We start from the raw sequence: 14332 nt of genomic DNA on the forward strand, positions 1-14332 counted from the left end.
GGCATGGAGCGCAGACTCGCAAAACGTACAGAAACGCTTACGCCATCGACAACGCTCGCGATCACGGCAAAGGCGAAGCAGATGAAAAAAGAGGGCATCGATGTCATCGGACTCGGTGCCGGGGAGCCGGATTACAATACGCCGGATCATATCATCGAAGCAGCGTATGCCTCGATGAAGGAAGGCAAGACGAAATATACGCCGGCCGGCGGCCTTCCGGAGCTGAAGGATTCGATTATCCGGAAAATGTCGCGGGACCACGGACTTACATACAAGCCATCCGAAGTGATGGTCGGCATCGGGGCGAAGCATGTCCTCTATACGCTCTTCCAGGTCATTCTTGACCCGGGCGACGAAGTGATCATTCCTATTCCTTATTGGGTTAGCTATCCCGAACAGGTCAAGCTCGCGGGCGGTGTGCCTGTCCATGTAGAGGGATCGGTTGATTCCGGATTTAAAATTACGGCGGAGCAGCTGAAAGAAGCCGTATCGGAAAAGACGAAAGCGTTCATCCTGAACTCACCGAGCAACCCTTCTGGCATGATCTATACGGAGGACGAGCTGCGCGCCATCCTGGAAGTGTGCAAGGAAGCGGACATCTGGATCATCTCTGATGAAATTTATGAAAAGCTGATTTATGGTGACGCACAGCACGTTTCCGTCGCAACGCTTTCGGAAGATGCGAAAGAGCGCACAATCGTGATCAACGGCGTCTCGAAATCCCATTCGATGACTGGCTGGCGGATCGGTTACGCGTGCGGCGACGAAGCAGTCATCAAGGCGATGACGGACCTTGCGAGCCACTCCACTTCAAACCCGGTCACGACGTCACAGTATGCGGCGATCGAGGCCTATGACGGCTCGTGGGATGCGGTCGAAAAAATGCGGGAAGACTTCGGAAAGCGGCTTGAAGCCGTTTATCCGCTTCTCTCAGATATCCCGGGATTCAAGGTGTTAAAGCCGCAGGGCGCGTTTTACCTGCTCCCGGATGTCTCGGAAGCTGTGAACAAGACAGGCTTTGGAGACACTGACGCCTTTGTCCGCGCACTTCTTGAAGAGGCGAAAGTCGCCGTTATTCCAGGCAGCGGATTCGGAGCCCCGGATACGATCCGGCTCAGCTATGCGACAGAACTCTCACAATTCAAGGAAGCCGTCCGGCGGATCCGTGAATTTGTGGAAGCGCGCTGGCAAGACTGAACGAAAATACGGAGGGTTTACTTTATGGATAAAATCATGATCAAAGAGATGCCGCAGCATGTAGGAGAAACGGTCCGCATCGGCTGCTGGCTCGCGAACAAACGCTCAAGCGGGAAGATTGCCTTCCTTCAGCTCCGCGACGGTTCCGGCTTCGTGCAGGGTGTCGTCGTCAAGGCTGATGTGGAGGAAGAAATTTTCTCTACAGCGAAATCGATGAATCAGGAAACGTCGATGTACGTTACGGGAACTGTTGTCACTGACGAGCGTTCCGCGTTCGGATACGAACTCCAGGTAACCGGCATCGAAGTGATCGGAGAAGCGGAAGACTACCCGATTACACCGAAAGAGCACGGCACGGAATTCCTGATGGACAACCGCCACTTCTGGCTCCGGTCCAAGAAACAACATGCCATCATGAAAATCAGGAATGAAATCATCCGGGCAACTTATGAGTTCTTCAATGAGCGCGGATTTGTGAAGATCGACCCGCCGATCCTGACAGGTTCCGCACCGGAAGGAACATCGGAACTGTTCCATACCAAATACTTCGAAGAGGATGCCTTCCTGTCACAGTCCGGCCAGCTTCATCTGGAAGCAGCCGCGATGGCACTGGGCAAGGTATTCTCGTTCGGTCCGACATTCCGCGCCGAAAAATCCAAGACGCGCCGGCATCTGATCGAATTCTGGATGATGGAACCGGAAATGGCGTTCACGGAACACGCGGAGAGCCTCGAGGTTCAAGAGCAGTATGTCTCCCATCTCGTTCAGTCCGTGCTGAAAAACTGTAAGTTGGAACTCGGAGTACTGGGCCGCGACACATCGAAACTCGAGAACGTACAGGCACCGTTCCCTCGCATTTCCTACGATGACGCCATCGAGTTCCTTCATGAAAAGGGCTTTGACGATATCAAATGGGGCGACGACTTTGGCGCGCCGCATGAGACGGCCATCGCAGAACACTACGACAAGCCTGTATTCATCGTCAATTATCCGACGGCGATCAAACCGTTCTATATGCAGCCGCATCCGGACCGCGACGATGTCGTTCTCTGCGCTGACCTGATCGCGCCTGAAGGCTACGGCGAAATTGTCGGAGGTTCCGAGCGGATCCATGATCATGAACTTCTGAAGCAGCGGATTGAAGAGCATCAGCTCGACCCAGAAGCCTATGCATGGTACCTCGAACTCCGCAAGCAGGGCTCCGTGCCGCACTCCGGCTTCGGTCTCGGCCTTGAACGTACGGTCGCCTGGATCTCCGGTGCGGAACACGTGCGTGAAGCGATTCCGTTCCCGCGTCTGTTGAACAGGCTCTACCCATGAGAAAGATGAAGGAGGTTGATTCGGTGAACAGTCAGGATCGGCTCCGCATCTGGATTGAGCAGGGGAATGTCTCCATTTCCCAGCTCTTTTTTAGCTCTTACAGGCAAGTGGGCATCCGTGACCTTGATGCCTTGCTCGTCCTGCAGCTGATGTCATTTGCAGAAGAAGGACAGGGTTTGCCCGGACCGTCCGATTTGGCGGTGCGGATGTCCCTTTCGGAAGAAGAGATCGGGCACGGCCTCCAGCGCCTCATGCAGTCCGGCTTGCTGACAATCGAGCGGACAATGGACGACAAGGGATTGCTGAATGAAAACTATTCCCTTCAGCCCCTGTGGACACGGCTTGTTGATGTTCAGGTCCTCGGCTGCTCCGGCGAGGAGGAAGAAAACCGGCAGGCGGAAGAAGGCGAGATTTTCGCGATGTTCGAGCAAGAGTTCGGACGTCTTCTTTCCCCAATGGAATGCGAGACGATCTCGATGTGGTTTGACCAGGACGGCCATTCCGCCGACCTGATCAAGGCAGCACTGCGCGAAGCGGTGATTGCCCGGAAGGTAAGCCTCCGCTACATCGATCGGATACTGTTTGAATGGAAAAAGAAAAATATCCGGACCGTCGAAGAAGCAGAGGGGGAGGCACGGAACTTCCGTGGCCAGTCCCAGCCTCCGCGCCATGCGGCCGGAAATGAAACCAAACGGAAAGTCCCGTTCTACAACTGGCTGGAAGAACGGGACTGAAGGGCGGACAACAACCGGACGGCCGGCTCCCGCTTCTTAAAGGGAGCCGGCCGTTTCAGAAAGGACCGGGACATGCTGACGAAAGCACAATGGAAGGTATGCCGCGACGAAATAGCGGATATGTATCCTGACGCGCACTGTGAGCTCGTACACGACAATCCGTTCGAGCTGCTGGTCGCAACGATGCTGTCTGCCCAGTGCACCGACGCGCTGGTCAACCGGGTGACAAAAGATCTCTTCAAAAAGTACAAGCGGCCTGAAGATTATCTTGCAGTTCCGCTCGAGGAGGTCCAGAACGACATCCGGTCGATCGGCCTCTTCCGCAACAAAGCAAAAAACATTCGGGCGATGAGTGAAATCCTGCTTGAAAAGTATGGGGGCATCGTTCCTGACGACCGGGATACACTGACGACGCTTCCCGGTGTCGGTCGCAAGACTGCAAACGTCGTCGTTTCCGTCGCTTACGGCGTGCCCGCCTTTGCCGTCGATACCCATGTGGAACGGGTTTCCAAGCGCCTCGGAATCAACCGCTGGAAAGACAGCCCGATGGAAGTGGAACAGAAACTGATGCGGTGGACACCGGAAGAAGAGTGGTCCCAGACCCACCATCAGCTTATATTCTTCGGCCGCTATTTCTGCAAAGCGAAAACTCCGGAATGCGGCATCTGCCCAATCCTCAACATGTGCAGGGAAGGGCGCAAGCGCATGGGGCTCAACAAAAAAGACGAGGAAATGGAATGAACACAAAAACCGGAATTGGCGATAAAAAGGCCATTCCGTTTTTTTTTTTTTGAGTATTAGATTCAGCGAGGATTTATGGATGGAAAGTGGGGAGCGTCCCGGGTTTGCGTACGAATCCAAAGAGTTCGCGTACGAAAAAAGGCGTGCATCCACTAATCGGCATACAAAAAAACGTCCATGCGGTCATTCCGCATGGACGTTTTCTGATTATGGACTTCCGGTTCCGCCGGTATCGCCGTCTCCGGAACCATCACCGCTGCCGGGTTCGGTCTGGCCGCCTTGGCCGCCGCCTCCAGGAGTCTGTCCCTGGCCGCCGCCCTGGTTGCCTTGACCTCCGCCCTGGCCATTATTCGGATTGCCTTGGTTGCCGGATCCGCCACCCTGGCCTTGGCCGGGGTTCTGGTTGCCAGGGTTTCCGGCGTTTCCGCCTTCTCCCTGTTCATTCTCATCCGGCTCTTGTTCATTTTCATCCGGTTCCTGCTCGTTCTCTTCAGGTGGCTGTTCGTTTTCTTCAGGTTCCTCCGGCTGCTCCTCCTCAGGCGCACCGCCGATCTGGAGTGAGACCGTCGCAGGCGGGCTGCTGGCATCTCCTGATCTGGCGACGACAGAGAAGGTATAGGTCCTGCCCGGTTCGACGCCTGTGGCCGCTGCGGCGGTATCGGTCGTGGTCGTCAGGTTCTGGGCACCACCGCCATCGACACTGTACGTGACGGCGAACTCGACACCGTCACCGCCTTCGTGGTTCCAGCTGAGCCGGACGAGGTTCTGTGCCTCATCATAGTCCGCGTTCAGGCCGGTAGGAGCCGGGAGGGTTTCTGTTGTTTCCTCTTCTTCTTCAGGTTCATACGTCTTGGACACACGCTCCGGCACCGTACCGCGGACGAACAGCTCTGTGCTCTTCCGGTCGGATGGTGTCCAGTCGCTCGCAAGGCGGAGCGGGTCCGTGCCGATCTCAATCGTCGCTTCGACGACGGATTTCGGTTTCTTGAAGGAAGTGTGTTCACCGCGTTGGGCGAGATCACCTAGGATTTCAGAAAAGGCTCTCTGAGGGAACCAGCGTTCTTCCCATTCTGTAAGCGGTGTGTAATAGTCCTCATGGCCGGTCCAGACTGCGATGGAATATTCCGGAGTATATCCGACAAACCAACTGTCTGGGACTGCCATGTCTTCACCGCTAAATCGCTCTTCAAATGTCTTTGTATCATAGTTGGTCGTTCCGGTCTTGCCGGCAACATCCAGACCATGAGAACTTACATTTTTGTATGCTGTTCCCTGGGAGTTCTTCACTACATCTCTGAGAACATCCGTAATCATATAGGCGGTGGAATCCTTCATGGCACTTACCGGCTTAGGACGCAGATCACGTTCTGTTTTGCCATCGCGGAGTACGACTTTATTGATGGTGTATGGCTCTGTGTACATCCCGCCGTTGCCGAATGCGGCATACGCGCTGGCCATCTGAAGCGGCGAGGCGCCGACTCCACCGCCCAAAGCAGAAGATGAATTAGGGTTTTCTACATTGATACCAACTTTTTTTGCAAACCCAGCTGCCTTTTCGGCTCCGACTTCTTCAAATGTAGATACAGCCGGAACGTTTTGGGACATATAAAGTGCCTTTCGCATCGTCATTTTACCACGATAACGACCGTCAGCATTTCTTATGATCTGGTCGCTTCCCTTGTAAGTCCTGCGTTCATCATTGACCGTTTGGCCGGTTGACCAGTCAAGATACTCGACGGCCGGACCGTAGTCAAGAATCGGCTTGATCGTTGATCCGACGGAACGGCTGCTGACAAGTGCAAGATTTTTGTCACCGGTCTTGTAATCGGGACGCCCGGCAATCGCTTTAACGGCTCCGGATTTAGTATCGATGACTGCTGCACTGGAAGATGCTTCACCAGGAATTTTTTCGTGAGTGATGGTGGCTTCCACTGTTTCTTGGGCAGCCGGATCCAATGTAGTGTAGATTTTCAGGCCATCCGCAATGGAAAGGTCATGTTCTTCTAGCTCTTCGCGAACCATATCGACGAAGGCTGCATATTTGCTGTTGCCATGGTGTTTCTGTTCCTCAGGCGGAATCAACCCTTCTGTGACAGGCACTGCTTTTGCCGCGTCCGCCTCTTCTTGGGCGATCTTACCGTGCTGGACCATCAATCCAAGGACGATGTTCCGGCGCTTTTCGGCCCGTTCGGGATGACGGTAAGGATTATATCGGTTTGGACTTTGAGGCATTCCGGCGAGAAGGGCTGCCTCATGCAACAGAAGTTCTTCCGGTTCTTTTCCGTAGAACTGATCTGCCGCCGTACCGAAGCCGTAGATATTGTCGGTCATGAGTACTTTGTTGAAGTACATCTCGAAAATTTCTTCTTTTTCATATTTCTGCTCAAGCTGGAAGGCAAGCCATGCTTCCTGGGCTTTCCGCTTCAGCGTTTTCTCGTTCTGGAGGAACGAGTTTTTCACGACCTGCTGGGTGAGTGTGCTGGCGCCCTGTGCGCCAAATCCATCGCGGAAGTTGGCAAGCACCGCGCCGCCGAGACGCCAAAGGTCCATCCCGTGGTGCTTGTAGAAACGCACGTCCTCAGTTGCGAGGATGGCATCTTCCATAAGTTTCGGAATCTGTTCGTATTCCACAAATTCCCGGTTTTCGGGCCCAAGTGTAATGAGCGGTTCTTCCGAGCCTTCCACATACAGCTCAGAAGCCAGCGGATCCTTCAGCGATTCCTCATCCAGTTCGGGCGCGGTCGCGGCGTAGAACGTGAACAGTCCGACGCCGAATACGAAACCGATGACCGCGAGAAGGACAGCGACTTTCAGGATCTTTTTCCAGAGCGGCTGTTTCTTTTTGCCCGCCGGTTTTTTGGAGCTTTTCCTGTCCGACTTGCGGGACTGCTCCTGCTGTTTCCGCCTTTGGGAGCGGGATTGAATATGGTCACTCATAGGTTTTCCTCTCTTTCTGTTGCGTTAAGAAATGCCTAATTTCGCGATGGCTCCCAGGTAGTCGAGCCTCGGCCGGAATCCGGCATGGAACTCGACAGCCTCCTCCTCCAATTCAGTGATTGGAATTGATTTCCGGCCTCCGTCTTCCATCCGCTTCCATGCACGGTCGACCAGATCAAACGGTACGATAAAATAACGTTCAGTTTCTGTGAACTTGACGATCAGGAAAGCGGTGCCTCCCTGATCCGTCACGCTGCGCATATGCCCGATCTGGTGTTCGTGGATGTTTTTTAGCGGAAAAGAAGAGCTGATCCGGGTCTCCTTCGCGTCAAAATCAATATGATGGCCGTGGTAGATCCCGTTGTAGTCGGTCGTCGACGGTGTTTTGAAGTAGGCTTCACGTATGACCGCGGCACTTCTTGACGGATAGTCGACCTTCACGATCTGAACAGGTACGGGTTTCTTGTGGATGACCGCGATGCCGTTTGCGAGATAGTAGGCATTGGACTCGTCCAATTCGTCCTCCAATGTCTTACCCCTGTTACTGAACGAATAGTCTTTTTTCGCAGACTTCATCACGGGCTTATCGGCCGGGGTATACTTCTTCCCCCCCGGATAGCGGATCGCCATTTTCCTCACCTCGCATTCCACCTATCATACCACACGCAATAGGACGTCTTAAGACAGTACGGGGTTGCGCATTAGCAGGTGGATGATTTTTACAAACCCCAATCAAGGAATGTCTGTTCCCCTCCAGGTGGTCACTTACCATCATATTTGGTAGGATGAAGAAAACCAACTAAAAAGGACGACTCTATATATGAAACTTTTTGAAATGACATCAGAGCTGCTTGACGAATGCGGCAAATGCCGGCCACGTCATGCCCGCATGAGGGAGGAAGAACGGGAACCGGACTTTTTTGGCGAAGTAAAGCCATATGCAGACCATGTCCATCAGCTGATCAGAGATTGGAAGGAAATGTCAAACGAGTGGATAAGGAAAGAGCGGCCGAAGCATGTTCACGAAGCACAGATCGAGAATGCGGCAGATATGATGACGCAATTTGTCGTCCAATCGTTTTATCCGAAAACCGGCAAGAAGCGCTTTTATGATTCCATCCAATCGGCTGAGTATCTGCTCAAAACGATGATGGCCGCAATGGAGGAGGGGACGGATGATGCTCAATAAGCAGAAGACCATCAGTGAGCTTGTCGGTGAATGGCTCTCCGATTCCGAAATGCGCGATTCGATCCGTCATCACCGGGTCATTGAAGGTAAGGATGCGCGATATGCGCCTTTCCCGGAACGTCTTCACCCGTCAATCCGGAAAGCACTCGAATCACGGGGAATCGGACAGCTTTACACACACCAGCGTGAAGCCTTTGATCTGGCGGTTTCCGGCAAGTCATTTACTGCCGTGACGCCGACCGCCTCCGGCAAATCGCTCTGCTACCACCTTCCAGTGCTGCAGTCTGTTCTTGAGGACCATTCATCACGGGCGCTTTATCTGTTCCCGACAAAAGCCCTCGCACAGGACCAGATGGCGGATCTTCACAGGCTGATCGAGCAAAGCGGTGAGGAGATCCTCAGCCATACGTATGACGGAGACACGAGCCCGGGCATCCGACAGAAAGTGAGGAAGTCGGGGCACATCATCATGACGAATCCGGACATGCTCCACTCCGGCATCCTGCCGCACCATACGAAGTGGGTCTCGCTTTTCGAGAATCTGAAGTATATCGTGATCGATGAGCTTCATACGTATAAAGGGGTATTCGGCAGCCATGTCTCGCATGTGCTCCGCAGGCTGATCAGGATCGCGCGCTACTACGGAAGCGACCCGGTCATCATCTGTACGTCTGCTACGATCGCCAATCCAAAGGAGCTCGCGGAGTCGCTTGCGAACCGGGAGATGGCGCTGATCGCCGACAACGGTGCGCCGTCCGGAAAAAAGCACTTCATCTTCTACAATCCCCCTGTGGTACACAAGACATTCGGCATCCGGCGGTCTGCAGTGCTCGAGGTGCGTGACCTTGCCCGCAGGCTGTACCAGGAGAACATCCAGACCATTGTATTCGCCAAGAGCCGGGTGCGTGTCGAGATGCTCGTCACGTATATGAAAGAGATGACAAAGAAAAAGCTGTCCGATACAACGATCCGCGGCTACCGGGGCGGCTATCTGCCGTCGGAGCGGCGGGAGATTGAAAAGGGGCTCAGAAACGGAGAGATCAAGACGGTCGTTTCAACGAATGCGCTCGAGCTCGGTGTCGATATCGGCCAGCTCCAGGCCTGCATCATGACCGGTTATCCGGGCAACATTGCAAGTGCCTGGCAGCAGGCGGGCCGTGCCGGCCGCCGCCAGGACGAGGCGCTGATCGTCTATGTTGCCCAGTCACTGCCTCTTGACCAGTATGTGATTGAAAATCCGGAGTATCTGTTCGGGCAGTCGCCGGAAGAGGCGCGCATCCATCCGGACAACATCCTGATTCTCATGGATCACCTGAAATGCGCGTCGTTCGAGCTGCCGTTTACAATTGATGAGCAGTACGGTGAGTTTGACGTGCAGGAACTGCTTGCTTTTCTGGCGGCAGAGGGAATTCTCGTCCAGGCGGGCGACAAGTGGCACTGGATGAGCGACCGCTTCCCGGCAAGCGAGATCAGCCTGCGTTCTGCCTCTCAGGAGAACGTCATCATTATCGATAAATCGGTCCCGCGCGACACGACGGTCATAGGGGAGATGGACCGCTACAGCGCGATGACGCTCCTCCATGAGGAAGCCATCTATATTCACCAGGGTACCCAGTACCAGGTCGAGGAACTCGACTGGGAGGAAAAGAAGGCGTACGTGCGGGAAGTTGATGTCGACTACTTCACCGACGCCAACCTCGCCGTCGAACTCAAGGTCATCGCAGAAGATGAATTCGAGGAGCAGGGAGACCATACCGAATCATTCGGAGACATTGCCGTACTCGCCATGCCGACTATCTTCAAGAAGATCCGTTTCGACACACATGACAACATCGGTTCTGGGCCGATTACGCTACCCGCAGAAGAGATGCACACGTCATCTGCTTGGCTATCGTTTGAGCGGCCGGCGGACTGGACAGAATCTGATCTGACTGACACGATGACCGGGGCGGCGTATGCGATGCATTCGTTCATTCCGTTGTTTGTCAGCTGTGACCGCTCAGATATTCATGTTGTGCCGCAGGTGAAGGCAGTCCATACAAAGCGGCCGACGTTCTTTGTCTATGACAGCTACCCGGGCGGCATCGGCCTCAGCAAACGGATCCACGGCATGTGGCCTGATCTTCTTGAACAGACAGCCGGTCACGTAGAGATGTGCCCGTGCGACTCCGGCTGTCCGGTCTGCATCGGCGCTCAGGAATCCGGAGGCAGCATCAAGCGCCGTGTCGCCGAGCTTCTCAGAAAGCTTGCGGGGTGAACCGCCATGTCCTATGAAAACCGCCTGATGCAGATGAAGAAAATGCTGAAAAAGGCACCTGCGGAGAAAGTGAAGGAGACTGCTTTTAAAAAGCCGCCTGTGCCGGAATACGCAGAACGATGGGAAGCGGCCGGACTGATGCGCATCGACAACCAGTTCGGAACAGTTTTCCTGAAGCGGACACACTACCAGGCAGACACGGTTCATGGCGGTCTGGCTTTGGGCAAGCTCGAGGAAGCGGCATCCGTCTGGTCCGGCTCCGACGGCATCCATCCATTCGCCGAAGGGGACGAGAAAAAGCTGCTGTTTTTCGATACGGAAACTACCGGCCTCAAGGGGACCGGTTCACTCATCTTCATGGCCGGCCTGCTTACGACGGACGGGTATGATTTCACACTTGACCAATATGTCCTGGCAGATCCCGCACACGAGACGGCATTCCTTTTCGAGACGGGTCTCTGGAAACCCGGACGGACAATCGTTACCTACAACGGCAAGAGCTTCGATTGGCCGCAGCTTCATACCCGCTGGACGATGAACCGCGAACATCTTCCCAAGCTTCATGACCCGACGCATATTGACCTGCTCCAGGGTACCCGGCGCATATGGAAGGGTGGTCTCGAGAGTTTCTCACTGAAATCAGTCGAGGAAGAAGTGCTCGGATTTCATCGGGAAGACGATGTTCCCGGGTTCCTTGCACCGATTATTTATACCGATGCGGTGCGGAGCGGGAACCCGGACCTTCTGCTCCGCGTCCTTCGTCATAATGAGTGGGACCTGCTGTCGCTGGTGACGCTGTTCACCAGACTGACCGGCCTTCTCATGAAAGAAAACGAAGAAGAGACCCCGCTTCCGCATACCAACATCGGCAAATGGTTCGGTGACCTGAAAGCATATGAGAAAAGCCGTGAGGTGCTGGAGGAAGTGACGAACGTCTTTTTCGACGAAACTGACGAAGCGTATTATTACCTCGGCTTCCTCCTAAAGAAAGAGCAGCGATACAAGGATGCGGAATCTGCTTTTTTGCAGGCCTACAAGGGTGGCCTTGATGAAGGGAAGACTTTGCAGGCGCTAGAAGAGTTGGCGAAACTGCAGGAACACCGCCTTGGTAAGCTGCCCGAAGCAGAGATGAACTGTCTGCGTGCCGCAGGTCTCCTGAAAAACATGAAGGCGCTGAAACCCGCAAGGAAAGAACGATGGCAGCAACGCTTTGAAAAGCGCCTGGCCCGTGTTCGAAGAAAACAGGGGAAATAAGAATCGAAGCGGGGAAATATTCCTGCGGAGTGTTCCGACTATTTCCCGGGCAAGCGCAGATTCCGACAGTAGCGGCTCTTTCTTTCCGACATGATTAAACACCGGCGGGCAAAATATGCTATAATTCAAGGAAGCAAGCAAAGACGGAAGGACGAGAGTCATGGAGACTAAACTGACTGCCAAGGAAATCCTCGAACATGAGTTCAAAACTGGAGTCCGGGGATACAAGCCGGACGAAGTCGATCATTTTCTCGATGAAATCATCCAAGACTACGAATCATTCAACAAGAAGATTGCCGCACTTACTGAAGAAAACAAGCGGCTTTACGAGGAAATTGAAGAGCTGAAAAGCCGTTCATCCGCACCGGCGCCTCAACAGACAGGCACAACGAATTTCGACATCCTCAAGCGTCTGTCGAATCTCGAGCGCCATGTGTTTGGAAATAAGCTCAACGACTGAATTCAGTCTGCGCTCCGGAGTGGAGAAGATGGAAATCTTATCCTCATTGATTCCGGAGCGCGTTTATGTTATGATAAACGATGCCAAAGTCGTCATTCAGGTAATCGCTGCAACTTCGGGTTGTAGAGGAAAGTCCATGCTCGCACGGTTCTGAGATGACCGTAGTGTTCGTGCCCGGCGAAGTCATAAGCCGGGGCAGATCCATCCGGGTCTGACGGCGGGGATAATGCCTAAGTCCTTCGGGATACGGCAGAGATCTCCTGAAAAGTGCCACAGTGACGTAGCCGCATCGGAAACGGTGCGGGTGGAACGGGTAAACCCCTCGAGCGAGAAACCCAAATTTTGGTAGGGGCGTCCTTCCGAAGGAACTGAACAGAGGAAGGGACAGGCAGCTGCCTGTAGATAGATGATTACCGCCGGAGTACGAGGCGCAAGCCGTCTGAGTACGAAGGAACAAAACATGGCTTATCGAATGGCGACGGTATATTTGCAAACAACGAAACGCTCTCCCATGACAGGAGAGCGTTTCTTTTGTACGATAACGATACATACAGCAGACTCGCCGGGGACGTTCCCGGCGGTGAGGAGTGGTACGATGACAACATTCAAACTGGTGGCGACTGCTGCGATGGGCCTCGAGAAGCCCGTCGCCGACGAAGTCCGCGCACTCGGCTACGAGCCGACCGTCGAAAATGGGAAAATCTATTTTGAAGGTGATGAAACCGCCATCGCACGCGCGAACCTGTGGCTCCGTGTCGCAGATCGTGTGAAAATCGTCGCCGGCGAGTTCAAGGCGATAACCTTTGATGATCTTTTCGAAGGCGTAAAGTCGATTCCTTGGGAAGATTACCTTCCGGCAGATGCAGAATTCCCGGTAAGCGGTAAATCCGTCAAATCCCAACTGGGCAGCGTCCGCGACTGCCAGGCGATCTCGAAAAAAGCGATTGTCGAGCGACTGAACTCGGCGTATGGCCGACGGGGTATCTTGCCCGAGACCGGTGCACTGTTCAAGATCGAGGTATCGGTATTGAAAGACATGGCGACACTCACGATCGACACAAGCGGACCGGGCCTCCACAAGCGCGGCTACCGGGTGGGACAGGGCGATGCGCCGCTTAAGGAGACGCTCGCCGCAGCACTTGTCCAGCTGACCCGCTGGAGTCCGGATCGTCCATTCCACGACCCGTTCTGTGGCTCCGGAACCCTTGCAATCGAAGCCGCTATGATCGGCCAGAACCTTGCGCCGGGCTATAATCGTGAGTTCGTAAGCGAACAATGGCCGTGGATGAAACCGGAGGTCTGGGAAGAGGTCCGCGCACATGCGGACAGCGTCGCGGACTACGATATCGAACTGGACATCACAGGGACCGACATTGACCACCGCATGATCAAGGTCGCCGAGGCCAACGCTGCCGAAGCCGGATTCGGAGACCTCATACAGTTCAAGCAGATGCAGGCATCCGACTTCACCACGGACAAGCAAAATGGCGTCATGGCCTCCAACCCGCCATACGGCGAACGGATCGGCGAGGTAGAAGAAGTTGAACAAGCCATCCGCGACCTCGGCCGCGCCATGGTGCCTCACCCGACCTGGTCCGTCTACATGCTCTCGTCCATGGAAAACTTCGAAGAACTTTATGGACGGAAAGCCACCAAGAAGCGAAAACTCTTTAACGGCTTCATCCGCACCGACTACTACCAGTTCTGGGGACAAAAGAAAAGAGATTGATGATGAGGAAACCGGGCCCACGCCCGGTTTTTTTGTTTGCTTGCGAATTTAAAGAGTTCGCGTACGAAAAGAGGAGGCGCCCCACGGTTTGCGTACGAATTCAAGAAGTTTGCGTACGAAAAGTGGGCTGCCCCCGAGTTTACGCAATTCACTCCTCTTGACCGGGAAGAATCAGTTTCCCGTCCCGTGAAATCCGCACATTATTTCGGTTCAGCTCAAACGATGTGCGATTGGTTTTGCCGTAGCGCAGGAAGAGTGGTGATTTCATAAGCTGCGCGGCTTTCGAGCGGCCGAGGTGCAGAAATTTGGAGCATTCGTTGAGTGTGGCGGTTTTACCGAAGATGAGAAAATAATCGACCAATGTTTCGAGGTAGGGAATCCATTGTCGCTTTTTACATTTAATGCACGTGCCAATGAGATTTGTCTGTGTGTCCAGTCTGCCGAGACATTCTCCGCAAAGCGGTTCGGTAAACAGGTCGCCGGGTGAGTAGTTAAACTGCCGTGCCAGTGGAAA

General features: G+C 54.1%; 12 protein-coding genes and 1 other RNA gene. 10 read left to right on the forward strand and 3 right to left on the reverse strand.

The window, feature by feature from the left end:
* Positions 1 to 3: 3 nt before the first annotated feature.
* The 4 genes from AC6CHQ_RS10825 (at position 4) to nth (ending at position 3992) form a co-directional block, all read left to right on the forward strand.
* Entirely contained in the window at positions 4 to 1197 is a 1194-nt protein-coding gene (locus tag AC6CHQ_RS10825) for a pyridoxal phosphate-dependent aminotransferase (protein WP_498081549.1), read from the forward strand.
* Between the two features lie 24 nt (positions 1198 to 1221).
* Entirely contained in the window at positions 1222 to 2517 is a 1296-nt protein-coding gene (gene asnS, locus AC6CHQ_RS10830) for an asparagine--tRNA ligase (protein ID WP_498081550.1), read from the forward strand.
* A gap of 23 nt (positions 2518 to 2540) precedes the next feature.
* Positions 2541 to 3251 (forward strand): DnaD domain-containing protein, encoded by a 711-nt coding sequence (locus tag AC6CHQ_RS10835; protein WP_251239807.1) that lies wholly within the window; start codon positions 2541 to 2543, stop codon positions 3249 to 3251.
* Between the two features lie 72 nt (positions 3252 to 3323).
* Positions 3324 to 3992, forward strand: a complete 669-nt coding sequence (nth, locus tag AC6CHQ_RS10840) for an endonuclease III (RefSeq protein WP_092048630.1) — start codon at positions 3324 to 3326, stop codon at positions 3990 to 3992.
* A gap of 207 nt (positions 3993 to 4199) precedes the next feature.
* Here the strand turns inward: nth and AC6CHQ_RS10845 are convergent, their stop codons facing one another.
* Together AC6CHQ_RS10845 and recU are read right to left on the reverse strand one after the other, a co-directional pair.
* Entirely contained in the window at positions 4200 to 6929 is a 2730-nt protein-coding gene (locus tag AC6CHQ_RS10845; protein WP_498081551.1) for a PBP1A family penicillin-binding protein, read from the reverse strand.
* Between the two features lie 24 nt (positions 6930 to 6953).
* The gene (gene recU, locus AC6CHQ_RS10850; protein ID WP_251239826.1) at positions 6954 to 7559 is read right to left on the reverse strand and encodes a Holliday junction resolvase RecU; all 606 of its coding nucleotides are present in this window, start codon (positions 7557 to 7559) and stop codon (positions 6954 to 6956) included.
* A gap of 190 nt (positions 7560 to 7749) precedes the next feature.
* Between recU and AC6CHQ_RS10855 the strand changes: the two genes are divergently transcribed.
* From AC6CHQ_RS10855 to AC6CHQ_RS10880, 6 genes are all read left to right on the forward strand, one after another.
* Positions 7750 to 8118 (forward strand): YppE family protein, encoded by a 369-nt coding sequence (locus AC6CHQ_RS10855; RefSeq protein WP_424235979.1) that lies wholly within the window; start codon positions 7750 to 7752, stop codon positions 8116 to 8118.
* A complete protein-coding gene (locus tag AC6CHQ_RS10860) occupies positions 8108 to 10375 on the forward strand; it encodes a DEAD/DEAH box helicase (protein ID WP_424237109.1) in 2268 nt (755 codons plus the stop codon). The genes AC6CHQ_RS10855 and AC6CHQ_RS10860 overlap by 11 nt, the downstream gene beginning before the upstream one ends.
* Before the next feature lie 6 nt (positions 10376 to 10381).
* Positions 10382 to 11629 carry a ribonuclease H-like domain-containing protein gene (locus tag AC6CHQ_RS10865; RefSeq protein WP_498081552.1) on the forward strand — a complete coding sequence of 416 codons (1248 nt, stop codon included), beginning with the start codon at positions 10382 to 10384 and terminating at the stop codon, positions 11627 to 11629.
* 160 nt (positions 11630 to 11789) lie between these two features.
* Positions 11790 to 12089 carry a cell division regulator GpsB gene (gene gpsB, locus AC6CHQ_RS10870; protein ID WP_092048614.1) on the forward strand — a complete coding sequence of 100 codons (300 nt, stop codon included), beginning with the start codon at positions 11790 to 11792 and terminating at the stop codon, positions 12087 to 12089.
* A gap of 92 nt (positions 12090 to 12181) precedes the next feature.
* Positions 12182 to 12562: RNase P RNA component class B (gene rnpB, locus AC6CHQ_RS10875), an RNA gene on the forward strand.
* A gap of 122 nt (positions 12563 to 12684) precedes the next feature.
* Entirely contained in the window at positions 12685 to 13818 is a 1134-nt protein-coding gene (locus AC6CHQ_RS10880) for a THUMP domain-containing class I SAM-dependent RNA methyltransferase (protein ID WP_092048611.1), read from the forward strand.
* A 148-nt stretch (positions 13819 to 13966) separates the two neighbouring features.
* Here AC6CHQ_RS10880 and AC6CHQ_RS10885 read toward each other — a convergent pair.
* Positions 13967 to 14332, reverse strand: a 366-nt coding sequence (locus AC6CHQ_RS10885) for a hypothetical protein (protein ID WP_498081553.1), incomplete at its 5' end; no start/stop codon positions are given.

The sequence above is a fragment of the Bhargavaea sp. GQ12 genome (assembly GCF_059758705.1).

Bases quoted from the DNA above. Each gene is read 5' to 3' on its own strand.
- gpsB (WP_092048614.1), top strand. From the start codon at position 11,790: ATGGAGACTAAACTGACTGCCAAGGAAATCCTCGAACATGAGTTCAAA.
- AC6CHQ_RS10880 (WP_092048611.1), top strand. From the start codon at position 12,685: ATGACAACATTCAAACTGGTGGCGACTGCTGCGATGGGCCTCGAGAAG.
- nth (WP_092048630.1), top strand. From the start codon at position 3,324: ATGCTGACGAAAGCACAATGGAAGGTATGCCGCGACGAAATAGCGGAT.
- AC6CHQ_RS10865 (WP_498081552.1), top strand. From the start codon at position 10,382: ATGTCCTATGAAAACCGCCTGATGCAGATGAAGAAAATGCTGAAAAAG.
- asnS (WP_498081550.1), top strand. From the start codon at position 1,222: ATGGATAAAATCATGATCAAAGAGATGCCGCAGCATGTAGGAGAAACG.
- recU (WP_251239826.1), bottom strand. From the start codon at position 7,559: ATGGCGATCCGCTATCCGGGGGGGAAGAAGTATACCCCGGCCGATAAG.
- AC6CHQ_RS10855 (WP_424235979.1), top strand. From the start codon at position 7,750: ATGAAACTTTTTGAAATGACATCAGAGCTGCTTGACGAATGCGGCAAA.
- AC6CHQ_RS10860 (WP_424237109.1), top strand. From the start codon at position 8,108: ATGCTCAATAAGCAGAAGACCATCAGTGAGCTTGTCGGTGAATGGCTC.
- AC6CHQ_RS10845 (WP_498081551.1), bottom strand. From the start codon at position 6,929: ATGAGTGACCATATTCAATCCCGCTCCCAAAGGCGGAAACAGCAGGAG.
- AC6CHQ_RS10825 (WP_498081549.1), top strand. From the start codon at position 4: ATGGAGCGCAGACTCGCAAAACGTACAGAAACGCTTACGCCATCGACA.